The organism is Leucobacter sp. NPDC058333, from assembly GCF_042726155.1.
Lineage (GTDB): Bacteria > Actinomycetota > Actinomycetes > Actinomycetales > Microbacteriaceae > Leucobacter.
Map to the genome: position 1 here is coordinate 676241 of NZ_JBHXHV010000001.1, position 23291 is coordinate 699531.

The 23291-nt window shown below is 67.8% G+C and carries 17 protein-coding genes; 10 read left to right on the top strand and 7 right to left on the bottom strand.

Annotated features, from left to right (window positions below; translation table 11 throughout):
- Positions 1-108 precede the first annotated feature (108 nt).
- Positions 109-5505 carry an SdrD B-like domain-containing protein gene (locus ACFWHR_RS03085; RefSeq protein WP_382446801.1) on the top strand — a complete coding sequence of 1799 codons (5397 nt, stop codon included), beginning with the start codon at positions 109-111 and terminating at the stop codon, positions 5503-5505.
- A 100-nt stretch (positions 5506-5605) separates the two neighbouring features.
- A complete protein-coding gene (locus ACFWHR_RS03090; RefSeq protein ID WP_382446802.1) occupies positions 5606-6907 on the top strand; it encodes a thymidine phosphorylase in 1302 nt (433 codons plus the stop codon).
- 266 nt (positions 6908-7173) lie between these two features.
- Here the strand turns inward: ACFWHR_RS03090 and ACFWHR_RS03095 are convergent, their stop codons facing one another.
- The gene (locus ACFWHR_RS03095; RefSeq protein ID WP_382446803.1) at positions 7174-7419 is read right to left on the bottom strand and encodes a hypothetical protein; all 246 of its coding nucleotides are present in this window, start codon (positions 7417-7419) and stop codon (positions 7174-7176) included.
- A gap of 139 nt (positions 7420-7558) precedes the next feature.
- On the opposite strand from ACFWHR_RS03095, the gene ACFWHR_RS03100 reads away from it, so the two are divergent.
- From ACFWHR_RS03100 to ACFWHR_RS03135, 8 genes are all read left to right on the top strand, one after another.
- Positions 7559-7822 carry a hypothetical protein gene (locus tag ACFWHR_RS03100; protein ID WP_382446804.1) on the top strand — a complete coding sequence of 88 codons (264 nt, stop codon included), beginning with the start codon at positions 7559-7561 and terminating at the stop codon, positions 7820-7822.
- A gap of 251 nt (positions 7823-8073) precedes the next feature.
- Complete coding sequence (locus ACFWHR_RS03105; RefSeq protein ID WP_382446805.1) at positions 8074-9309, top strand: MFS transporter; 1236 nt, start codon at positions 8074-8076, stop codon at positions 9307-9309.
- Positions 9306-9659 carry a cupin domain-containing protein gene (locus ACFWHR_RS03110; RefSeq protein ID WP_382446806.1) on the top strand — a complete coding sequence of 118 codons (354 nt, stop codon included), beginning with the start codon at positions 9306-9308 and terminating at the stop codon, positions 9657-9659. Before ACFWHR_RS03105 ends, ACFWHR_RS03110 begins: the two co-directional genes overlap by 4 nt.
- Positions 9656-10396 carry a glycosyltransferase family A protein gene (locus tag ACFWHR_RS03115; RefSeq protein WP_382446807.1) on the top strand — a complete coding sequence of 247 codons (741 nt, stop codon included), beginning with the start codon at positions 9656-9658 and terminating at the stop codon, positions 10394-10396. Before ACFWHR_RS03110 ends, ACFWHR_RS03115 begins: the two co-directional genes overlap by 4 nt.
- The gene (locus ACFWHR_RS03120; protein WP_382446808.1) at positions 10396-11595 is read left to right on the top strand and encodes an MFS transporter; all 1200 of its coding nucleotides are present in this window, start codon (positions 10396-10398) and stop codon (positions 11593-11595) included. The genes ACFWHR_RS03115 and ACFWHR_RS03120 overlap by 1 nt, the downstream gene beginning before the upstream one ends.
- Positions 11576-12874, top strand: coding sequence for an aspartate aminotransferase family protein (locus ACFWHR_RS03125; protein ID WP_382446809.1), 1299 nt, complete (start codon positions 11576-11578; stop codon positions 12872-12874). The genes ACFWHR_RS03120 and ACFWHR_RS03125 overlap by 20 nt, the downstream gene beginning before the upstream one ends.
- Entirely contained in the window at positions 12871-13752 is an 882-nt protein-coding gene (locus tag ACFWHR_RS03130) for an NAD(P)-dependent oxidoreductase (protein ID WP_382446810.1), read from the top strand. Before ACFWHR_RS03125 ends, ACFWHR_RS03130 begins: the two co-directional genes overlap by 4 nt.
- A complete protein-coding gene (locus ACFWHR_RS03135; RefSeq protein WP_382446811.1) occupies positions 13749-14453 on the top strand; it encodes an HAD family hydrolase in 705 nt (234 codons plus the stop codon). The genes ACFWHR_RS03130 and ACFWHR_RS03135 overlap by 4 nt, the downstream gene beginning before the upstream one ends.
- Before the next feature lie 115 nt (positions 14454-14568).
- Here ACFWHR_RS03135 and ACFWHR_RS03140 read toward each other — a convergent pair whose 3' ends face one another.
- From ACFWHR_RS03140 to murQ, 6 genes are all read right to left on the bottom strand, one after another.
- The gene (locus ACFWHR_RS03140) at positions 14569-15456 is read right to left on the bottom strand and encodes a MurR/RpiR family transcriptional regulator (RefSeq protein WP_382446812.1); all 888 of its coding nucleotides are present in this window, start codon (positions 15454-15456) and stop codon (positions 14569-14571) included.
- Between the two features lie 106 nt (positions 15457-15562).
- Positions 15563-18403, bottom strand: a complete 2841-nt coding sequence (locus ACFWHR_RS03145) for an FAD-binding and (Fe-S)-binding domain-containing protein (protein WP_382446813.1) — start codon at positions 18401-18403, stop codon at positions 15563-15565.
- Positions 18400-20058, bottom strand: coding sequence for an ABC transporter ATP-binding protein (locus tag ACFWHR_RS03150; protein ID WP_382446814.1), 1659 nt, complete (start codon positions 20056-20058; stop codon positions 18400-18402). The genes ACFWHR_RS03145 and ACFWHR_RS03150 overlap by 4 nt, the downstream gene beginning before the upstream one ends.
- Entirely contained in the window at positions 20055-21212 is a 1158-nt protein-coding gene (locus ACFWHR_RS03155) for a serine hydrolase domain-containing protein (RefSeq protein WP_382446815.1), read from the bottom strand. Before ACFWHR_RS03155 ends, ACFWHR_RS03150 begins: the two co-directional genes overlap by 4 nt.
- Positions 21209-22378, bottom strand: coding sequence for an anhydro-N-acetylmuramic acid kinase (locus tag ACFWHR_RS03160; protein ID WP_382446816.1), 1170 nt, complete (start codon positions 22376-22378; stop codon positions 21209-21211). Before ACFWHR_RS03160 ends, ACFWHR_RS03155 begins: the two co-directional genes overlap by 4 nt.
- Entirely contained in the window at positions 22375-23286 is a 912-nt protein-coding gene (murQ, locus tag ACFWHR_RS03165) for an N-acetylmuramic acid 6-phosphate etherase (protein WP_382446817.1), read from the bottom strand. Before murQ ends, ACFWHR_RS03160 begins: the two co-directional genes overlap by 4 nt.
- Positions 23287-23291 lie beyond the last annotated feature (5 nt).

The following is a 23291-nucleotide window of genomic DNA, read 5'->3' on the forward strand; positions in this document are numbered from 1 at the left end:
GGTTCGGCGGAATTCACCGCCGAACCCCTGTCTCCCCTCACACGTTCATGATCGCGTCTCAGTGACGATGACGCATTTCTCCTCCGGACCGAAGGAACACCTGTACCCATGAAGCTCACACAACGAGCCGCGATCGCGGCGGGCGTGGCAGTCGGCCTGCTCGCGGGCATGTTCAGCGTTCCCGCTGTCGCAATGGCCGCGGTAGGAACATTCGACTCAGTGGCCTTCAATCAGGTGGCCGACGGATATTCATTCACAAATAATCCGGTTGATGCCAATAATGACAACGACATCGTCGCCGTGCGCGATCGCGTGGGCTTCGAGATTCAGGCGGTAACGTCGGGCGCGGTGAACGGCGCGACGATGACTCTGACCAAGCCGAGCTGCTGGGTCTGGGACACCACGGTCGACGCGAACCTCAACTTCAGTAACCTCGGTGGCGTGCAGACGAGCGGCACGGTCGCGCATCCTGATGCCGACACCATCGTCGTGACCTGGTCTCAGGCCGCGAACGGTGCGGTGCTCACGCAGCCGTTCCACGCCAAGGCGGGCGAAGGCTGCGCGGACGGGTCAACGTGGACCCCCGAGCTGACCTTCACGGACGACTCGGGATCGCACGTGCTCACTGTGGACGAGATCACCGTGCGCTCGGTCGCGAGCGCAGACATCTCGCTGTCAGCTCTTGGCTCTCCCGCTCTGCAGGCGTCGGTGTACCTGGGCGGTGCCGAGTTTGGCCCCGGGGGAGCTGGCCCCGCGTGGTCGCAGCGCTGGGCGGTCAGGCTGCAGCCCGATTCGCTCGCGAAGACCGGCTACGCCGACCCCAACGGCAACATCACCTTCACGGTCGCTTTCTCGGGTCCGAGATCAGCGTTTCAACTGCCCCGCACCGCGTCGACACAGGTGCCAGTTGGCGGTGGATGTTGGGCATTCGTAGGTCCAAACCCCTACAACAACAACCAGTACTACCCGTCGAGTTCGACGCAGACGGTCACCATCACGATGAAGAAGAACCCTGCGTGCGAGGCGATGCTCGCGGACCAGGGCAATGTGCTCTACATCGACTCTTTCACGCCGCAGAAGGTGCTCGAAGAGGAGTATGGCTGCCAGGCGACGCTCAGCGCTCACGTTTCGGCAGGAAACTGGGTCGATGCGCATGGCCGCCCCATCACTGATTCGAATCCGAACAACAACAATGCGAGCCGCGCGCTCGCGTGCGCGACCGTCGAATACGGCTACCAGCAGGGCGCTGCCTACTTCACCCCGAAGGTCGCGGACGCTGACCTTGTCGATGCATACCCGTGGCGCAGCACCGCGCAGCCGGTCGTGCGAACTCCCGCCGCTGGCGAGTGGGCGCTCCACGCCGACATCAACAACCAGGGCTACATTGGGAAGAACGGCACATTCACGAGCGAGACCGTCTACGTTCCCGAAGAGCCGTCGCTCACGAACGTGACGAGCTTCCACTTCTGGAGTCCCGCCAAACAGCACCTTGACCTCGACAACATCGACGGGGCCGTGCTCGGCGTCGTAGCGCCCAGCCAGAGCGCTGCGGCCAGCGATCCGTCGATGGACACTCGTGCCTTCCCGGCCTCGTCGTACACCGTGCAGTGCACCACCGACTTCACCGGGACAAACTCGGGAGCGGCTCCGACGATGACCTGGACCGATTGCGCAACGCTCGATCCGGCCCAGATCAGCGGGCTCCGATTCCTCCGCGCTGGCGCCTTTACCGGCGTGAACTTCGGTGCGAACTTCCCGAACAACAAGCTGCTGTTCTCGCAGGTGCCGATGATCGCCGTGGGAAATATCGGGGACCGGCTGCCGACCGTGACTCGCTGGATTGCCGACGAGTTCGCGGCGAAGCCGGCCCGTCAGAATACGGTGACCACCGAGATCATCGGCAATGTGGTGCGGATCGCTAAGGACGTAGCTGAGACGCAGGCGATGCCAGAGGACGAACTGCACTACACGATCAAGCCGACGGTGACGGCCGGAGCGGGTACGTTCCTGCCCTATTCGGTCGATGATCTGCGAGTAGTCGACACGCTCGATATCGGCATGCTCAGCGTCGACACCAGCGATCTCGATGACTTCTGGGATGTCACCCAGACGCCCGCTGATTTCGGCCCCGACGGGATCCCGTATACCGCCGATGATGTGAGCGGCATTGTGCTGACCTTCACGCCGAAGGGCGCGGTGCAGACCGACACGGTGCTGCCGCAGATTACCTACTCCGCGAAGCTCGGCGTGCTGCTGCCGCCGCAGGCGGCACCGTACAACGCCACCGTGAAGAACACCGCAAAGATTGAGTCGACGGGCATGGACCCCGAGGTGGCGGCCGGTGTATCGCCGAAGCGTCACTCCGACGTCGCCACGGTGCTCGCGGGCACACCTCAGGCCGCCTTCTTCTCAAAGCAGCTCATCTCCGAGCCGGAGATCGAGGTTGAGGACATTCCGACCGCGTGGCGCCTCCAGTGGGTCAACTACAACAACTACAGCCTCGGCCAGGGGCGCTTCGTCGACGTTTTCCCGTTCGACGCTGACGGGCGTGGCAGCGAATTCAGCGGCACCTCGAAGCTCGCGAGCATCGGGCGGATCGGTTCCGCGAACCAAGCAGACACCGTATTCGAGCTGACCAACGAAGATCCGACCACCATTGGATCCGGCACGCAGTGGGAAACAGTGGACCCGAGTGACCCGAGCACGTGGCCACAGAACCCGACCGCGATCCGTGTGACCGTGCTCAATATCGCGGCGAGCACGCAGGGTTACGGCGCGGTCGACCTCGGTTTCGAGGTGGATGGTCAGGTCAAGAACGACATCTACTTCAACGACGCATCCGGGACGGTTTACGACCCAGTGCTGGATCGCACGCTCAACCTCGGCAAGAAAGACGCGGACCCCGTGCGCGTTGTCGCCAGCTCGATCGCCGGGGTCGCGTGGGTAGACCGCAATGCCGACGGCATTCGCCAGGATGATGAGGCGCTGCTGCGCAACGTGCCCGTGCACCTGTACCGCGACGGCGACACCACCACGCCATTCCGCACGCTGACCACCGACGCGAGCGGGGCGTACCACTTCACCCAATTGCACAGTTCCGACTACCAGGTCGTGTTCGACGTGGACGAATTGCGCGCGCTTGGGTACCGTCTCACAGAGCAGGCTGTCGGCGATAACACTGATATCGATTCGGACGCGAACATCGACACGGGCGTCGTCGATCAGCTGACGCTGCCCCGCAATAGCGATGTCGCGCACCTCGACGCCGGTGTGATCGCGACCGGCCTGCAGGGTGAACTGAGCGCTGACGCGTCACTTACTCGGACGTACGGGTGGGACATCGCGAAGCGGGCGACGAACCGCGATGCGCTCGCAGTCGATCCTGACTCGGGTGCCGCGACCATCGATTACGAGGTGGTGACCACCGAGGGCGACGCCGTTGACTCGGCTGCTCGCATCGGCGGCACCGTCGTTGTCACGAACCCGTCGGAGGAGAAGCAGTACACATTCACGGCGACCGTTGCCTCAGACGGGTCGGGCGTGACGTGCACCGTGACCAACGGCACGAACCGCACCATTGCGGCCGGAGCGGTGATTACGCTCGCGTACGAGTGCACCGGCGCCCCCGGCACCGATCTCGATCGCGAACTCACGGCTACGATCGCCGCCGACGATATCGACCCGGCGACGGGGCAACAGCTGGCGCCGGTCGACGTATCGACCGCCGCGAGCTATGCGGTCACCGAGGTGAATCGTACGGTGAACGTCACCGACGATCTCAAGATCGATGGCGCAGCGACCAGCGACCGCAACTTCGGGCCCTACACCTGGAGCGCGGCTGGCACCGAGCACCCGGAGACATACTCGGAAGACGTGACCGTGCCAGCGGGCGACTGCCTGACGGTCGACAACACGGCGGTGATCGACGAAACCGGGCAATCGGCTTCCGAATCGCTCACCGCGTGCCGCCCGGCCGACCTGACGATCGAGAAAAACGTCGTTACGGGCCTCGAGCGCAGCTACGGTTGGAGCATTGAAAAGCAGCTGTTGAACCCCGACGCGCAGCTTGACGCAGACGGCCATGCGCAGCTCGACTACGAGGTCGTCGTCACCGAGGGTGACGCTGCCGACGCAACCTGGACGATGAGCGGAACGGTCACGGTCTCGAACCCGAACCAGTACCGCAGTGTCGATGCGGCAGTCACCGACGCCGCCGACATCGGGGGTGGGGCGGTCTGTACGTTTGCCAGTGGCTCGTCGGTGACGCTCGCAGCGGGTGAAACGCGCGAGCTGCCCTACAGCTGCACGTTCACGTCTGAGCCCGCCTACGCCGGTGTGAACACGGCGACGGTGACCTGGCGGAGCGACGTTGCGGGGACCGACCGTACGTTGGTCGAGGAACGCAGCGCGACGGCCACGGCCGAGATTCGCGAGGAGGCCTGGCAGCTCCACGAGTTCCAGAAGACCGTGACGGCCGAAGACATCATGGCCATCGATTCGACAGAACAGGCGCCGCGCGAGTTCGGTCCCTGGACCTGGAGTGCTGCCGGAACTGAGCACCGCGAAACCTATTCGGTTGATGTTGCGGTCGACGCGGGCACCTGTGCCACGGTCGATAACACCGCGACGATTGCCGGATTGGGTATCAGCGCCGCTACGCAGCACCAGCTGTGCCGAGAAGCGCCGCTGAAGATCGCGGATCCCGCTACCGCGAGCCTCGTGCGTAACTACGAGTGGAGCATCGACAAGGAACTCACGAACCGTGAGGCCATCGCCGCCGACACATCGCCGGAGAAGGTCGACGCTGAATACGCGGTGAAGGTCACCGAGGGTGGGTTCACTGATTCCGCGCACGAGCTCTCGGGCCAGGTTGAGATCACGAACCCGAACGACTTCCGGCCGTACACCGTGGATGTCGCCGAGACGGTCACCATTGACGGTCTGGAGTGCGAGATCGACGGGGCAACCGGAGTGGTCGTCGCGGCAAACAGCACGGTGACGCTGCCCTACACCTGCGCGGGTGACCCGGGCACCACGCTCTCGGGCTCCCACGACGTCACGGTGACGGGAGCAGATATTGATCCGCTCACGCTCGAGACGCCAGTGAGCTACTCGATCAACGAGCAGCATCGCACGGTCACCGTCGCCGACGATCGCTACGAGTTCGACCCCGCCTGGACCATCACGTGGATGGCCGCCGGCACCGAGCACGTGCGCGATTACGGTATCGAGGTGGCGACGGAGCCTGGCGCTTGCCAGGAGTTCGTGAACACCGCTTCGCTCGTGGAGACCGGGCAGAGTGCGCGAGCACAGTTCGAGGTCTGCGCGGAGGCCGGTGGCAGCCAGCCCGGCGGCCCCGCGACCCCGGCGGGCGAGCAGCCGAACGGGCTCGCGTGGACGGGTGGCAGCATCGCGACGGCGCTGATCGCCGGAGTGGGACTGCTGCTTGCGGGCGGCGTGCTGCTCGTGCTGCGTCGACGCCGTGAGAGCGAGTCGCGCGCGTAGGGCGCGGTACGAGAGGGGTGGGGCGCGCGGTGCGTGCCCCACCCCTCTCGTGTTCACGGCGCACTTCGTGCTCCCGCAACACCTCGTTTACCCTGAACACATGGAACAGCAGCGCGCGGTCGAACCGTTTGACGTCGTCGATCTGATCACCACGAAGCGATTCGGGCGGGCGCTCGAACGAGAAGAAATCGCCTGGGTGGTCGACGCGTTCACCCGCGGTGTCGTCGCCGCCGAACAAATGAGCGCGCTGTTCATGGCGATCGTGATTCAGGGCATGGAGCGCGACGAGATCACCGCGATGACCGAGGCCATGATCGCGAGCGGCGAGCGCATGGACTTCACGAAACTGGGCCGCCCAGCGATCGACAAGCACTCGACTGGCGGTGTCGGCGACAAGATAACGCTGCCGCTCGTGCCACTCATGGCGTCGCTCGGGGTCGCCGTGCCACAGCTCTCGGGGCGCGGGCTCGGGCACACGGGCGGCACGCTCGACAAACTCGAATCGATTCCGGGCTGGCGGGCATCGCTTTCAAACGACGAAATGATCGCGATGCTCACGGACATCGGCGGGGTCATCTGCGCCGCCGGGTCGGGTCTCGCCCCCGCGGATCGCAAGATGTATGCCCTGCGCGACGTGACGGGCACGGTCGCTGCCGTGCCACTCATTGCTTCGTCCATCATGAGCAAGAAGATCGCTGAGGGTGCCGGTGGCCTCGTACTCGACGTGAAATTCGGATCGGGCGCATTCTTGCCCGCCGTCGCCGACGCGCGCGAGCTCGCCACCACAATGGTGCAGCTCGGGGCCGATTCCGGTCTACAGACGGTCGCCCTGCTCACCGACATGGACGCACCGCTCGGTCGCGCGGTGGGAAACGCGAACGAGGTGCGCGAGTCGGTGGAGGTGCTCGCGGGTGGCGGGCCGCGCGACGTGGTGGAACTGACGCTGGCGCTGGCGCGGGAGATGCTCGCGCTCGCGGGCAAGGCCGACGTCGATCCGGAACCGGCCCTCTCAGACGGCCGTGCGATGGATGCCTGGCGTCGTCTGATTGCCGCGCAGGGCGGTGACCCAGACGCCTCGTTGCCGGAGGCAAACGAGCACGAGACGGTGCGCGCCGAGCGCGACGGCACCGTGCAGCGCGTCGACGCCCGCGCCGTCGGCGTCGGCGCGTGGCGGCTCGGAGCGGGCCGCGCACGCCCCGGCGACCCGGTTGATCACGCCGCGGGCGTCGAGGTGCTCGTGCGACCGGGGGATCGCGTGCGCGCCGGTGATCCGCTCTTCATCGCCGCCTGCGACTCCGCCGGTCGGATGGCACGCGGCCTCGACTCATTGCGCTCCGCGGTCCAACTCGGGGACTCGGCGCCGCCAACCCGCCAGCTCATTGCGGGGAGGATCGCGGGGTGAGACGGGCTTCACGCGCATACGCGTGAATGGACATCGTCCAGCGCAGCTCCTTCATGTCCGAGGCCCAGCAATGCCGTCGCTGCGGCAAGGTCGCTCACGAGCTGGATGAGTACGCACAAGCACTGCCCGCCTGGCGGGAGTTGTTGGGAAGCGGTTGGTCATAGGAGAACCATTTGATAGGCGACCTAGCTCGTTCCGTGTTCCGCGCACCGGCTCCACCTGAGCTTCGGGCTCGTTTTCGGTCACGGGATGTGACGAGACCGGCGCTACAGCGGGCGATTGAGGTGCGAAGCGTCTTCGGCCGACACTGCTTCCCCGTTCCCTCGTCGACCAAAGCGATGGTTGAACGGGAAGAAGGCATAACGCATGTCGGAGAAGAAATCCGCGAGTTCGTCTGTCACCGACTCAGCTTCTTCAACAGAGCCACACAAAGCGAGTATCCGACCTTCATCTTCACCGAGCGCCTGAACGATCCAAATGCCGCCGGATTCACTTCTCAGGTCTTTCCCCATGGCTCTCCCCTTCTCCCTTGTTGGGCCGACGTGAGCGAGTCAGCAATTCAATTCGTACCACTCAGAGGTTTGGAAGCGTAAGTCTGGTGGAAAGTACCCCTACGGTGCAATCGGTGGGAAGCCGAGCATCTCCTGCAACATGCCTGTCACCCATCTCTCGCTGAACACCACTGTTTACAAGAAGACCACCTGGGGTTGGTCGAAGGTCGCTGGCCCGTTCAAGAACCAGAACTGGGGTGCGCAGTCTCTCACGCAGAAGAGCGTGGAGTACAAGCGCACGAAAGCCAGTCCGTACAATTATTTCCGACTCGTCGCGAACGGTTCGGTGACCTACCCTGGGTTGAAGCCGATCGCTGGCGGCTCCTATTCAGATACTCAGAAGCCGGGGCTTCCCTGTAGCTGAGCATTTCACGCCGACACTCGGCTGTCAGCCCGTAGATTCACGGTTGCGGGCAGACAGCCCGCTCTTCTTGCCGGCTGAGTTCTGGGCCGGTGCTGAGCTGTTGAGCCTGCGCCTGAGTGTGTTCGTGCGGTGAGAACGTTATCGCCGTGAACGATCGCGTTTGGGTAAATCATTTACATCTGAGGTTCGAGTCTCGTATTCTATTTCCGTAGCGTCATCGGTGACGCTCCGCGAAATGGAGACTCACGACTGTGGACACCCTCGTTCGGCCGACACGCCTCCCGGCGCTCTTCGTTGCGTTCGCGGGCATGGGCATCACGGCCGCGGCGGTGCCAGCAACGCTTCCGGCCTTCGCGCAGGCGCAGGGCGCGCCGCTGCAGCCCTACCTCGCCGCGGTGCCAGCGCTCTTTTTCGGGTTGCTCGTTGGAGTGCTGCTCAACTCTGCGCTCGCCGGGCGAGTGTCGACGCACGCCCTCACCGCGGTCGGCGCGGCAGCGCAGGCCCTCGGATTCGGTGCGCTCGCCCTCGCTCCGAGCGCTGACTTCTTCATCGGTGCGGCTGGCGTCGTCGGGCTCGGGTTCGGCATCGTCGAGGCCGGTGGCAGCGTGCTGGCGCGCGAGCTCGCCGGGGAGCACACGGCGCGGCTCCTCTCGGCACTCACGGGTACAGTGGCCGTCGCCGCAGCGGTTGTTCCGCTCGCGATCGGCCTGACAGCGCTCGGCGCGCACCCCCGCGCCGTCTACGTGGCGGTAGCGGTGCTGCACGCCGCGCTTGCCGTGTGGTGGACACTCGATGCGGCGCGGCGCCGCGAACCGCGCGGGGGCAGGATCAGCGCGAGCGCAGAGCGGCCAATCGCCGCGCGACTGCTGGACCGACGGACGGCCGTGGCCCTCGCTCCGATTGCCGTGGCGCTGTTGCTCTATGTCGGCGTCGAGACCGTCTACGCGGGCTGGTCGGCGGCTATTCCGGTGCAGGTGCTTGCCGTGAACGCTGAGCAGGCGGCCATCGGCACGGCCGTATTCTGGGCCCTGCTCGCGACCGGACGGTACTTCGCGGCGTACGTGCTCGGTCGCGGGGTCTCGAACCGGGTGTATCTGATGATCTCGGCAACGACCGCAGCCGCGGCACTGGCCGTGTCAGCGGCGACCATCGCGACGTCCCCGGCAATTTCAATCGCGGCCCTCGCCGTCGCCGTTGCTGCGCTCGGGCCGTGCTACTCGCTGATTCTGGGCATCGGGCTCGCCCGCGTGCCGGTCGCGAGCGCGCGACGAGCGACCGGGGTGCTTGTTGCGTGCGGCGCGCTCGGCGGGTCGCTGATCCCGGGCATCGCACTGCTTATTTCTGACGACCCGACCGCGCCCATTGTGCTCGCGCTTACGGCGATCCTCACGATCACCGTGGGATTGCTCGTACTCGCGGGCGGGGGAGCGGCCCGCGCGCGCCACGTCACCGACGACGACCGCATTAACCAACCGAAGGGATCATGATGGCATCGCTGCACAACATTGACGAGGGTCTCACTGGCGCCGCACCCACGGCGCCGCCCGCCTGGGCGAACGTCCACCTCACCACTCTGAACGGGGGCACCGTGGTGCACTCGGGTGGGGGCGAACTCTCGGGCGGCTGGCACTCACAAGACAGCGATGAGATGCTCATCGTGCTGTCGGGAGCCTGCACCGTGCACACCGACGATGGTCCGGTGCGGGCCGGCGCGGGTGAGGTGGTGTGCATCGCCGCCGGAGAAGCACATCGCATCGAGACTGCCGTGGGCACGAGACTGGTCGCCGTTGAGGCGGTCGACGCTCAGCGAACCTCGCTCAACCGGGACGCGGAGTGACGCACCCGCTCGCCCGCGTCGCAGCCCTGCTGCCGGTGTTCAATGACGCGCGGTATCTGCCTGGCTGGTTTGAGGCCGTCGGCCAGCACGTCGGAGCGTGCGTAGTGCTCGACGACGGCAGCACCGATGGCTCTGTTGAACTGCTCGAATCGAACCCGCTGGTGACGCGGCTCCTCCGCGTCGACCCGGCGACAAAGACGGGTTGGGACGAGCCGGCGAATCGCGAGCGTCTCGTTCGTGCGGGCCAGGAACTCGACGTCGACTGGTTCGTCGCGTTTGACGCCGACGAGCGGCCCGCCGCCGAGTTGTGGCGCGCGTGGCCCGAGCTGGTCGCTGCGGCTGATCGCGCCGGCGCAGTCGGCATCGATCAGCCGCTCCGCGAAATCTGGGACTCGGCGGACACGTACCGGAGCGACGGGGTGTGGGGCCAGAAACGAAAAATAGCAGCGTTCCGAAACCTGGGTGCGGAACACACCTTCGACCCCGCGCAGTGGCACGGCGAGTGGTTTCCGGCGCAGTACATCGGCTCGGATGCGTTTCTTCGCACGGATATCGAGCTGTACCACCTGAAGATGCTGCGCGCAGAGGATCGGCTTGCGCGGATGCGCCGGTACCAGGAGGTCGACCCCGGTCGCGCCTTCCAACCCATCGGCTATGAATACCTCACCGACGAACGCGGACTCGCACTCACTCCCGTGGATCCCGAGCGAGGCTACACCGGAGTTCCGGTGTTCTGATGACCGGTCTGCTGCGCTTCCGTGGGCGTCTGGTGGTCGTGTTCGCCGCGACGGCCCTCGCGCTTCCCCCAACGAGCGCGTTCGCCCTCGAAGCAGGCTGGCCACCCCAACTCGTCGGCGGCGCGCTCGCCGCGATGACCATCGCCGGGGTCGTGACGGCACCCGCGTGGGGCGCGCTCGACGACCGAGTCGGGGCGCGGGGGCTCGCAACCGCCGCGGTGGTTTCGGCAGCGGCCGCGATTGCGCTCTGCTGCGCAGCTCTCGCGGGATTCGAGCCGGGGGCCGTGATCCCCGCGCTCATTATCTTCGGCATCGGCAGTGGCGCACTCGACGCGATGGTCTCCGCGCGCATCCAGCGTCGCGGCCTGACGCACGCGCTGCCGCGACTGCGCGGCTACGGATCACTCGGGTGGGCTGTCGGGTTGGCGCTCGCGTCGCTGCTCGTGTGGGCGGGTCTCGGTGCCTGGGTGTTTGCGGCGGCAGCGCTCTGTTGCCTCGCACTCGCGCTCCTCGGGTATCGCGAGCCGGTCGTCGCCGTCGCGGTCGATGCGCCGACGGTGCATCGCGGTGCGCTTTCGCCACCGGTGCTCCTGCTGCTGCTCGTCGGGCTGCCGGTGCCCGTGGCAGCGTACGGCTATCTGCTGTACTCCAGCACCGCGCTCGATGCGCTCGGCGGCATTGCCCCCGGAGTGCCGCTGCTCACACTGCTCTTGCTTGCCGTGATCGAAGTTCCCGTGTTCGCGCTCATCGCGCCACTGATCGCCGGCCGGCGCATCACCGTGCTCTACGCGGTGCTCCTGTTGCTCCTCGCAGCTTCTTGGCTCCCGTTCGTGATGCCCACGCCCGACTGGCTGCGCACTGTCGCCCTCCTGCCGTACACGCTCGCCGTCGTCGTGTGGAGCTCAACGCAACCTGCGATGGTGCGCTCGTTTGCCCCCAACCGCGCGGCCGGGCTCGCGCAAGCGACGGCCGCGTCGCTCACGAAGTGTGCGGCCGCCGTGGTGTCGGGCGTCGGCATCGGCGCGATCGATAGCGCCTTCGGCGGCCGCGCTGCGCCGCTCGCACTGCTCGTGCTCGCGCTCGCGGGAATGCTGCTGCTGAGCCTCGCGATACGCCTCTTCCCTGATCTCCGGAGCGTCACCGTTCCGGCCGCTGTAACCCCAATCGAAAGGACCCATCATGCCCACTGTGATCGATGAACTCCTCGAAACCGATGGCACCGCCCGCCTTCTGGCCGATCGTGACCGCGCCTTCGTCGCGCGCCCGACCGAGCGCATTCCCGTTGCCGTCGCCGGAGGTGAGGGGGCGACGCTGATCGACGCCGACGGTCGCCGCCTGCTCGACCTCACCTCTGGCTGGAACGTCGCTAACACCGGCTGGAACCATCCGAAGGTCACGGAAGCACTGCTCAAGCAGGCCGCGCAGATGCCGTTTTCGCCGCCGTGGTGCACGCACGACGGCCGCTCCCGGGTCGCAGAGCGACTGAGCGACATGCTCGGCGGAGGTTATCGCGCGCTCTGCGGGGCAACCGGAAGCGAGGCTGTCGAGGCGGCGTTGAAGGTGGCGAGGCGCGCGACGGGTCGCCAGGCAGTGGTGGGATTCACCGAGGCGTACCACGGCGGCACGCTCGGGTCGATGCACGCAGGAGGTGTGCCGCAGCTGCAGGGTGTTGACGTGCCCTCGACCGAGTTCCACCGTCACGCACCGATCCCGGATCGACTTCGTGCGAACGGCCGTGACTACGCGGAACTCGTGAGAGCCACGCTCCGCGAGCAGCCAGCACCGGCGGCGATCCTGCTTGAACCGATTTTCACGAACCCCGGCGTCATTGCCGGTGACCCCGAGTTCTATCGCGCCGTGCAGCAGACCGCGCGCGAGGTCGGCGCGCTCGTCATCATCGACGAGGTCGGAACCGGCTTCGGCCGCACGGGCCACGACTTCGGCTTCCAGCACTGGGACCTCGACCCCGACATCGTGGTCGTCGCGAAGGCGCTCACCTCGGGGGCAGTGCCGATGGCGGGGGCGCTTATGCGCGACGAACTCTCGGCCGCCGTTTCGGGGCCGGGGTTCTCGTCGACGTTCGGCTGGGTGCCTCTCGCGTGCGCCGCGGCGCTCGCCTCGCTCGACGTCATGGAGTCAGAGCAATTGCCGGCGCGGGCAGCGCAGCTCGGCACCCTTGCGATCGACCGGCTGCGCCCGCTCATTGACGCCGTACCCGCCGTCGCCGACGTGCGCGGCTTCGGGCTCGAACTCGGCATTGAATTTACGGACGCGGCGGGCGACCCGTTCGCGCGACCGCCGATGGAAGAGTTGACCTCGCGGCTGCTGCGACGCGGCATCTTCGCGGAGCCGTCGGCCTACACGTCAACACTCCTGTTGATGCCGCCGCTCGTCATCGACGAAGACGTCTGGACCGGGGCGCTCGACGCGATCGCCGAAGAAATCGTTGACATGGATCGTGCGGGGGCCTGGGTATGAGCGCCGGAACAATCGCAGTCATCGGTCTCGGCGCGATGGGTGGGCCCCTCGTCGCGCACCTGCGGGAACGCGGCGAGACGGTGCTCGTGTCAGACCTCGACGAATCACTGGTCGCCGCCGCGGTGGCGCTCGGCGCAGAAGAAGTGCAGCTCGCAGATGTGCGATCGCGGGCGGACTGGGCGCTTCTCTCGCTGCCCGGTCCCGTCGAAGCCGAGACCGTCGTTGAACAACTGCTGGCGTCAAGCGACGAGAAATCCCGGCTCGCGGGGATCGTCGACCTGACCTCGAGCGACCCGTCCGTGAGCCGAGACCTCGCTGGACGCGCGCTCGCCGCGGGAACGCGTTACGTGGACGCTGGCGTGCTCGGCAACCCGCCGCTCGCTCGCACGGGGTCGTTGATTCTGCTGATCGGTGCGCAGGCCGAAGAGGTCGCGGAGCTTGACGCGCTGCTCGCGGCGATCTCTCGGTTGCAGTTTCCGCTCGGAGAACGCGGTGCGGGCCACGCGGCGAAGCTCGCGGCGAACGAGCTGTTCACGGCCCAGGTTGCGGCGATGGCCGAGGCGCTGACTGTGCTCGACGCGACGGGCGCTGACACCGCGGTGTTTCTGGAGGCGTTGAGCGCGACGGGGGGCCGAGGTGTCGGGTTGGCAGACATCGGCTCGACGATGGTGGGCGAGCCACCGGCCACCGGTTTCGCGCTGCGACTCGCGGCGAAGGATGTGCGGCTGCTGCACTCCCTCGCGGGCGGCCTCGAGCGTGAGCTTCCCGTGCTCGCCGGTCTCGAGCAGCTCTTCAGGGAGGCCTCGGTTGATCGACCCGGCGACGACTACACCCGGGTGTACCAGCACCTGGCCGGTTCAGCGGCGGTCGGGAGTTGACCGAAACCCGGGCGACGGATCGTGCGCTGCCCGCCTTCGACGCGCTGATTCTCGACATGGACGGGGTCATCGTCGATACGCCGTCGCTGCACCGCCGGGTGTGGACAGAGTTCGTCGAGCGCGCGCCCTGGCCAGAGGTGCGCGCCCAGCGGTCGCGGTCGAGCGGCCGACGCGCCCAGGACGTGCTCACTGAACTCCTGGCGCATCGACTCAGCTCGGGAGAGATCGATCGGGTCGTGGAGGAGCTGCACGGCGACTTTCTCCGGTTGCGAGGCGACCTCGATACGGTGTTTCCGGCGATGCGGGAGCTGATAGGCGCGAGCGACTTCCCGCTCGCGGTGGCTACGAGCGCGCCCCGCCACGTCGCTGAGGCGTTGCTGGGCGACCTCGTCGACCGCTTCGAGGTGGTCGTGACGAGCGAGGACTGTGCGGCCGGAAAGCCGAACCCCGAGGCGTACCGGCGGGCGCGCGAGGGGCTCGGTGTGGCCCCCGGCCGCGCACTCGTCGTTGAGGACACGGCGATCGGGGTGACCGCCGCCGTGGCTGCCGAGTGCGTGGCGTGGGCGATCGTCAGTGACGACGCAGCTGCCGCGGCCTGCTACGCGGCTGGCGCCGCAGTACTGTGCCGCGATGCGGCGACCGCCGCTGGGCTGGTGCGGTCCGAGTTCGAGGCGACCCGCAGTCTGCAGCGCGCGGGCTAGCGCGAACCGCGAACCGCGGCCCGATCCCAACCTCGTTCCAACGAGTGCTCGGGGTCGGGCCGTTACGCGTGCTAGGCCGCGCTAGGCCGTGCTAGACCGTGCACTCACCCTGCAGTCAGCCCGCCTGCTGCGCCCCAGACTCGGGGTGCAGCGCCTCGTACGTGCGATGGATCGCGGCCATTGAGCGCTCGTAACTCGCCTGCGTGACGCCGATGAACAGGCAGTCGACGACCATCAGCTGGGCGATGCGGCTGCCGAGTGCGCCCGAGCGAAACGGGGTCTCGCGGGCGGCCGTAATGAGCGAGACATCGGCGAATTCGGCCAGTGGAGAATCCGCGAAATTCGTCACCGCGATCGTGGCGGCGCCAGCCTCGCGGGCGAGCGTGAGGTAGCGCACGACCTCCGGGGTGCGCCCCGAGTGCGAGATCGCGATGGCCACGCTGTCGTTGCGCAACGTCACCGCCGAGGTCCACGCCGCGTGCGGGTCGCGCCAGCTGAGGGCGGTACGGCCGATGCGCGTCAACTTCTGCTGAAGATCGAGGCCGACGATCGAAGATGCGCCAATACCGAAGGTGCTCACCTCGCGGGCCTCGGTGACAAGCGCCACCGCTCGACCGAGCGCATCGATATCGAGGGTGGCCGAGGTGTCTGAGATCGACAGGGTCTCGTTCACGACAACCTTCGACACGATGTCGGAGAGGTCGTCGTCGCGGTCGATATCGCCGGTCACCTGCGGAAAATCGGCGATCGCGGCGCGCTCGCGCACCGTCTCGGCGGTGAGGTCGAGTCGGAAGTCGATGAAGTGCTCGTAACCCAGGCGGCGATAGAACCGCACGATCGACGTGGTCGAGGTTTCGCACTGCGCGGCGAGCTGCGTGATCGGCAGTGTCGCCGCGGCGGGGTCGTCAATGCAGAACCGTGCGATGCGCTGCTCGGCGGGCGGCAAGCCCGGCAGCGCCGCGCGCATCTTGAGATGGACATTCGCAGGAGCGGGTGCGGTCATCGTGTTCCGTCTCCTTCTCCGTTGCCGTCGCACAGGAACGGCTGCGCCCAGTTTGCCACAGCGCGGCGGGTCGGCGTGATTACGCCGTCGAGTGGCCTGCGGCGGGTCACGGCCGGGTCGCCTCCTCCAGCAGCTCGAGCACGTGCCGGTACGACTTCCCGGTCGCCCGCGTCATGCCGATCTCGCAGGTGCGGTTGCACGAGGCGTGTGCCGTCGCGTTGATCGCGCGCACCTCGGCGGCCTCGGCCGCCGTTGCCGCCGCGGTGAGTTCTGGGTGCAGCATGCCGCGGTCTCCGGCGAAGCCGCAGCACCCCCAGGTCTCGGGCACGCGCACCTCGCTCGCGACCGCGCGGGCGACCTCCAGTAGGGCGGACGTGGTGCCCAGCTGCTCGGACGAGCAGGTGGGGTGGATCACGAGGCTGTCCGTGCGCGGTGCCACAGTGAGCCGCGGCAGCAGCGTTTGCGCGGTGAAGGCGACGGCGTCAATAACGTCGACCCCGAGCGGTTCCAGCAGCGACGCGAACCCCTCGGTACAGCTCGAAGCATCGACAATGACGGGCACTGATGCTGCGCGCGCGGCTTCGGCGACGCCGGCCGCGCGCCGTCGCATCGTGTCGAGGCCGTGCGAGCGCCCCTTCGACGACCAGGGCGTGCCGCAGCACAGGTTTTCGACGTCGTCGGGTACGTGAATGCCGACGCCCGCGCGAACGGCGAGCGCGAGCAACGCCTCGCCCGCTGGCATGCCGCCGTCTTCCGGGCCAAACATGCTGCCGACGCACGCGGGAACGAAGATCGCGGCGACTGGCTCTGTACCGTGCACCCCGGCAACGCGTGACCGGGCGGGCCCGCCGCCAGGCAGCCCCGCATCGTACCGCGGCACCGTGTCGGCGCCCAGTACCGCGCGCCCGAGCTGCGTCGCTCCCCGCACCAGTGGTGTGGGGAGCGCCCGCGCGGCCGTCAACGCGCGGGCCCCGCCGCGAGTCGCGACGCCCCACTGTGTAGCGAGCGTCGACCACAGCGCGTCTTCGGTCTTCGAGCTCGCCTCGCGTCGCAGTCGCTTCACGAGGTCACCCGTGTTGATGCCGACGGGGCACGCGGTGGCGCACATGCCGTCGACAGCGCAGGTCTGCACGCCGTCGTAGTCGTAATCGGCCGCGAGGGCCGAAACGAGTTCGCTGTCACCCGCGAGCTGCGCCCGTTCGCTTGCGCGTCGCACGGCAATGCGCTGTCGCGGGGTCAGCGTGAGATCCCGGCTCGGGCAGACCGGCTCGCAGTACCCGCACTCGACGCAGCGGTCGGCCTCTGGCTCGATCGTCGGTGTCTCAGTGATGCCGCGCAGATGGATCTTCGGGTCATCGCTGATCAGCACGCCCGGGTTCATGATGCCGCGCGGATCGCACAGCCGCTTCAGCGTGACCATCACGTCGTAGAGTTCATCGCCGTATTGGCGGGACACAAACGGTGCCATCGCGCGCCCGGTGCCGTGCTCGGCTTTGAGGTTGCCGCCGGCGCCGAGCACGAGGTCGACGAGCGATTCGGTGAAGGCGACGTGGCGCGTCAGGGCGGCGGAACCCTCGAAGCGATCGGTGACCATGAAGTGCAGATTGCCGTCTTTCGCGTGGCCAAAGATCACCGCGTCGCGGTAGTCGTGCTGGGTGAACAGCGACTGCAGTTCGGTGCAGGTTCCGGCGAGCTCGGCCGGCGGCACCACGATGTCTTCGAGCAGTGCGGTCGTGCCGCTCGGCCGGGCCCCAGCTACCGAGGCGTAGAGCCCCTTGCGAAACGCCCAAGCGCGGGCGCGGGCGCCAGCATCGGTCGAGAACGCCGCTGGCGCGTGCAGCGGGAGATCTTCGAGAACCCGTGCGCCCGCGGTGCTTGCCTCGGCGAGTGCGTCGTCGTCATCGGCGCGGTACTCGATGAGCAGCGCGGCCTGGGTGGTTGGCTCGAACCCGACGATTTCGGCGGGCGGCCGGTCCAAGCGTTGCCCGACGGCGAGCGACGTCGCGTCCATGAGCTCGATGGCGGCGGCTCCAGAGGCGGTGATCGACGGCAGCGCTGCGACGGCCGCGTCGAGGGTGGGGAGCACGACGAGCGCGGTCGCGGCTTGCCGCTGCACGGGCACAGTGCGAAAGGTGGCCTCGGCGATGAACGCGAGTGTGCCCTCTGACCCGACGATCAGGTGCGCCAAGATCTCGGTGGGCGAGTCAAAGTCGAGAAACGCGTTGACGCCGTAGCCCATCGTGTTCTTCAGCGCGAACATGCGCTGGATCGCGGCGACCGAGGTCGGGTTGCTGCGCACGCGGTCGCGCAGCCATTCGAGGCCAGCGAAGAGCTCGGGTTCAGCCTCGCGGAGGTGGGCATCGGCGCCGTCTCTGGCCGTGTCGACTACGGTGCCGCTCGGGAGCACGACCACGAGGGATTCGAGGGTGCGATAGCTGTTCTCGTCGGTGCCGCAGGCCATGCCGCTTGAATTGTTCGCGATCACACCGCCAACGGTGCAGGCGATTTCGCTCGCCGGATCGGGGCCGAGCCGGGTGCCGTGCTTCGCGAGCCGCACGTTCACTTGCCGGACGGTCGCGCCCGGTTCCACACGCACGCGCTGGCCATCGTCGAGCACTTCGACGCCGCGAAACCGCTGCCGAACGTCGACGATCACTCCGGCGCCGGATGCCTGCCCCGAGAGGCTCGTGCCCCCGGAGCGGAAGGTCACCGGTTCGCCACTGCGGCTCGCCGCGGCAAGGATCGCCGCGACCTCGCGCGCTGACTCGGCGATCACGGCCCCTCGCGGGGTGAAGAGGTAGTGAGAGGCATCGCTCGCGTATGCGGCGCGGTCGATGGGCCGCTCGCGCAGCCGCGCCGGATCGGAGACGCACCCCCGAATATCAGCCGGAATGCCGCCCGTGTGGTTCGTGTGGCCGCCGCGGCCGAGGCGAGCGCGACGGGTCACAGCGCAGCGCCGGGAATCGCGGCGATGAGCTCCCGAGTGTAGGGGTGCTGGGGGTGCGAGAAGATCTGCTCCGGGACGCCCGACTCGACGATGCGCCCGCCCTGCATGACGTGCACCTCGTGCGACAGCATGTTCACGACCGCGAGATCGTGACTGATGAAGAGGTAACTGAGTCCGAGGCGCTGCTGCAGGTCTACCAGTAGATCGAGAATCTGCGATTGCACGAGCACGTCGAGCGCCGAGACCGCCTCGTCGAGCACCACGAGCTCCGGTTCGAGCGCGATGGCGCGCGCGATGGCAACGCGCTGCCGTTGCCCGCCCGACAGCTCGTGCGGCAGGCGCTCGGCGGCCGTGGCCGGGAGCGCAACGAGCTCAAGCAGCTCGCGCACGCGCTCCGCGCGGCTCGCCCGATCGCCGATGCGGTGCACGCGAAGCGGCTCGGATACCGAGCGCTCTATGGTGAAACGCGGATCCAGCGACGCGAACGGGTTCTGGAACACCGGTTGCACGCGGCGACGCACGGCCAGCAAGTCGCCGCCGCGCAGCGATGAGAGCTCTCGGCCGCCGATTTGGATGCTGCCCTCCGACGCCGTTTCAAGGCCGAGCAGAATCTTGGCTGTCGTGGATTTCCCCGACCCTGATTCGCCGACGATCGAGACCGTTCGGCCCGCGGGGATTGCGAATGACACGTCGCGGGCCGCCCAGAAGTCATCGCCGCGCGCACCGCGCCTGCGGTACTTGCGGCCGACTCCCGAGACGGTGACGAGGGGCTCCGGAGCGGGAACCGACGCCGACGCTTGGCCCGTGCCCGGTGCGGATGCATCGCGGGCGTCGCGCAGCGCGGTGCGATCGATCAGCGGCGTGGTCGCGAGACTCGGCGCAGCCTGCACGAGCCGCTTGGTGTACTCGTGCTGTGGCCGTTCAAGCAGCTCGCGCGCCTCACCGACCTCGACGAGCTCGCCGCGATACATCACGAGCGCGCGGTCAGCGCGCTCGGCTGCGAGCGCGAGATCGTGCGTGATGAGCACGACGGCAGTGCCAATCCGCGACGTCAGCTCGTCCATCGTGTCGAGCACGCGGCGCTGCACCGTGACGTCGAGGGCGCTCGTCGGCTCGTCGGCGATAAGCAGTTGCGGCTCACAGGCGAGACCGATCGCGATCAGTGCGCGCTGGCGCATGCCGCCGGAGAACTCGTGCGGAAACTGCTGCGCGCGCTGCTCCGCGTCGGGAATGCCGACGAGTTCGAGCAGCTCGATGACGCGGCGCTTCGCTGCGTCACCTCTGCCCCGGCCGTGCACCTCGAGCGCTTCGAGCACCTGGGCGCCGATGGTGTGCACCGGATTCAGGTTTGACATCGGGTCCTGGGGCACCAGGCCGATACCCGCACCGCGCAGCGAGATCATTTCGCGCTCGGGCAGGCCGGTGAGTTCGCGGCCACCGAACCGGATCGAACCGGAGCTGATGCGCCCGTTGCTCGCGAGCAATCGGTTGATGCTCGCCGCGATCGTCGATTTGCCCGATCCCGACTCGCCCACGATAGCGACCGTCTCGCCGGGAGCGACGTCGAAACTCACCCCCGAGACAGCCTCAAACGGGCCGTTCGGCGTCTCGAATGAGACGCGGAGGTCGGTGACGGACAGGAGTGGCTCGGTCACGGGTGGATTCCGTTCTCTACTGGGTGGAGCGTGTGATCTGCGGTGCGCATCGCGCGCTGCCAGAGCGCCTCGGCGGTTGGTCGTGATCGCACGCGGGTGGCCGGCACGCGGTGCAGGCGGTTGGTGAGGATCGCGACGCGCAGCGCGGGCTCACCGTCGACCGCGGTCGAGGCGGCCACGCAGCCGCCGGTGAACCCGCCGTGTCCGATGAAGCGGCGGGCGCGGCCGTTCCAATCGGCTGTGAAAATGCGCACGCCGCTGCCCTGGCCGGGGTCAAGTTCGTGCCAGAGCGCAGCGCGTGAATCATCGGTCAGACCGAGGCATTCGGGGTGCGCGAGTCCGTCGGCAAGGCGCAGCAGACCAGCGACATCGCCGAACCACCCGGCGTGCCCAGCGGCCCCGCCGAATACGTGGTGGGCATTACCGTCGCCGATCTCGCCTTGCAGCACCGACGTGCGCCAAGCAAAACCCGAATCCGCGACATCGACCCGGTAAGGCACATCCGAGCGGACCATCTCGCGCTCGATATCATCGCCCGTCTGGCCCGCGAGGACCGCCCGCCCGGCGGGTGCACCGCCCGCTGTGATTGACGACACCGAGAGCGGATCGAGCACAAGTTCGCGCACGGCGTCCGCGAACGGCAACGAGGTCGCGCGCGCGATGACGCCGCCGAGTGCCTGCATGCCGAGATCGGAGTAACGGTGAGCCGTACCCGGAGCGTTCGCCGCAGGTACGGCGAGCGAGGTTGCGAGCGGGTCGGCCGTGTCTGGCAGCAGGTAGAGCGGAAGCCAGGGTGCGAAGCCCCCGCGGTGACGAAGCGTGTCGTCGAGAGTAGCGTCGCCGTGGGTCGCGGCCGATCGCCCGAGCAGGCTTCCCAGGGAGTCAGTCGGGTGCAACTCGCCGCGCGCGAAGAGCACGTGGAGTGCGAGCACGGTCAGAAGCTTGCTGACGGAGGCGAGGTCGTGCACGTGCGCCGCGGTGGCGGGCTCGGCACCGAGCTCCGCGGCACCGAGCTCCGCGGCACCGAAAGCGGTCGCGTGTGAGTGCTCGCCCTCGGCGATCGCGAGGATAGCGGCCGGTGGCCCGTCGGCCGCCGCCACAACTTCGGCGGCAGCAGCGTCCACCGCCGCTGCGAACTGAGACGGGCTGATCACGCGTGACCCGCAACTCGCACGAACGCGGGCCGCGTGCGCGGCTCGGGCAGCTGCAACGGCCCTGATCCGGGTGTGAATGATCCGAGCACCCGCGCCGCAGTTGCTCCCGTTGCCGATGGCACGCTCGCGGCGACGCCGTGCCACCCCAGCCAGCCGATGAGCGCCATCAGTACGGCTTCTTTTCCGTCTGGGCTGATGCCGAGTGCACCGAAGTCGAGCACGTCGGTGCCGGGGAGTTCTCGCCGCAGCCCCGCCATAACGGTGCCGTTGTGGGCACCGCCGCCCGAGACAAACAGCTCGCGCAACCCGGCATCGCGCAGGGCGTCGGCCACGGTCAGCACGGTCAGCTCGGTGAGCGTGGCGACGAGGTCGTCGTCTGAGATATCGAAGCCACCTGAGGCGAGGTGCTCGGCAACGTAGTCGGAGTGGTAGAGCTCCTTGCCGGTCGTTTTCGGTGGCGCGAGCCGGTAGTACGGCTCGGCGAGGAGCTGCCGCAGCAGCCCGTCGTGCACGTGCCCGCGCGCCGCAATCGCGCCACCCTCGTCGTACCCGCTCGGGTGCAGGCCGCGCTGCAACACGACGGAATCGGTGAGCGCGCCAGCCGGACCGATGTCCCAGGCGCGCGCGTCTTCGACGGCGTCGACGATCGTCGCGTTCGAGATACCGCCGAGGTTCAGCGCGCCCGTGCGACCGGGCCGCCCGGCGAGCAGCAGCGCGTCGAGCGTGGATGCGAGCGGAGCGCCCTGCCCGTTCGCTGTGATGTCGCGAATGCGCAGGTCGGCGAGCACTGGTGAGCCGGTGCGCTCCGCGATCCACGCGGGTTGGCCGATCTGCAGGGTGCCGTGCACCGTGCGATCCTCGACCCAGTGGTACACGGTCTGCCCGTGCGAGACGACGAGGTCGACGGCCCCGGTCTCGGAGATGGCCCCCACCGCGGCCTCGGCGAACGCCTGACCGATTTCGGTGTCCAGTCGCGTGACCTCGGCGAAGGTGGTGTCGGCGGGCGGCAGCGCCGCGATGAGTCGCGCGCGCAGCTCGGGCGCATACGCGCTCGTGCCCTCGCCGAGCACCTCGATCGAGAGGCCCTCGCCGTCGGGGGAGAAGTTCACGACCGCGGCGTCGATGCCGTCGTGCGACGTGCCAGAAATGAGTCCGAGTACCTTCATGGTGTCTCCTCCGAGTGTTCCAGTGCCGTGCGGAGCCGCCCGTCTGCGGCATCGAGCTGTGTGCGAGCCGCGTCGGCAGAAAGCCCGCGCAGCAGCATGAGCGATGCGACGGGTACGGCGTAGTCGGTGGCCTCGAGTGCGCGCTGCGCGTCGTCGCGAGGGGCGCCCGAGATGCGCATCACCATGCGCACCGCGCGCTCACGCAGCTTCTCGTTCGAGGCGTTTACCTCGATCATGAGGTCACCGTATGTGCGCCCGAGCCGCACCATCGAGATCGTCGAGAACATGTTGAGTACGAGCTTCTGCGCCGTGCCTGCTTTCAATCGGGTCGATCCGCTGACGACCTCTGGGCCGACGACGACCTCGATCGCGTGGTCTGCAGCGGCGCTCAGTTCGGTGTCCTGATTGCATGAGAAGCCGACGCCGAGGGCCCCCAACTCGCGCGCACGGCGCACAGCGGCGATCACGAACGGGGTGCGCCCGCTCGCGGCCACTCCGACAACAGAGTCGAGCGGACCGATCCCGGCCTCGTCGACTGCGCGCGCGCCCGCCGCGGCATCGTCTTCAATGCCTTCGACCGCGTTGAAGATCGCGTCGCGACCACCCGCCATGATGCCGACGACGCGACCCTCGACGGAGAACGTCGGCGGTATCTCCGAGGCGTCGAGTACGCCGATGCGACCCGGCGTGCCCGTGCCGACGTAGAACAGCCGCCCGCCGCGCTCCATGCGCTCGCTCACGAGGGTGATGCCCCGCACGATGTCGTCGAGCGCGGCGTGCACGGCCAGCGGAACGCTCTGGTCGGCCTCGTTCATGAGCGTCGCGAGTTCCGCGACACCGAGCAGGTCGATGTGCGCGTGGCGCGGGTCGCCAGATTCTGTCGTGAGATTTTCGAGATTGGGATGCATGGGGG

Bases quoted from the DNA above. Each gene is read 5' to 3' on its own strand.
- ACFWHR_RS03085 (WP_382446801.1), top strand. From the start codon at position 109: ATGAAGCTCACACAACGAGCCGCGATCGCGGCGGGCGTGGCAGTCGGC.
- ACFWHR_RS03090 (WP_382446802.1), top strand. From the start codon at position 5,606: ATGGAACAGCAGCGCGCGGTCGAACCGTTTGACGTCGTCGATCTGATC.
- ACFWHR_RS03095 (WP_382446803.1), bottom strand. From the start codon at position 7,419: ATGGGGAAAGACCTGAGAAGTGAATCCGGCGGCATTTGGATCGTTCAG.
- ACFWHR_RS03100 (WP_382446804.1), top strand. From the start codon at position 7,559: ATGCCTGTCACCCATCTCTCGCTGAACACCACTGTTTACAAGAAGACC.
- ACFWHR_RS03110 (WP_382446806.1), top strand. From the start codon at position 9,306: ATGATGGCATCGCTGCACAACATTGACGAGGGTCTCACTGGCGCCGCA.
- ACFWHR_RS03120 (WP_382446808.1), top strand. From the start codon at position 10,396: ATGACCGGTCTGCTGCGCTTCCGTGGGCGTCTGGTGGTCGTGTTCGCC.
- ACFWHR_RS03125 (WP_382446809.1), top strand. From the start codon at position 11,576: ATGCCCACTGTGATCGATGAACTCCTCGAAACCGATGGCACCGCCCGC.
- ACFWHR_RS03130 (WP_382446810.1), top strand. From the start codon at position 12,871: ATGAGCGCCGGAACAATCGCAGTCATCGGTCTCGGCGCGATGGGTGGG.
- ACFWHR_RS03140 (WP_382446812.1), bottom strand. From the start codon at position 15,456: ATGACCGCACCCGCTCCTGCGAATGTCCATCTCAAGATGCGCGCGGCG.
- ACFWHR_RS03160 (WP_382446816.1), bottom strand. From the start codon at position 22,378: ATGAAGGTACTCGGACTCATTTCTGGCACGTCGCACGACGGCATCGAC.
- murQ (WP_382446817.1), bottom strand. From the start codon at position 23,286: ATGCATCCCAATCTCGAAAATCTCACGACAGAATCTGGCGACCCGCGC.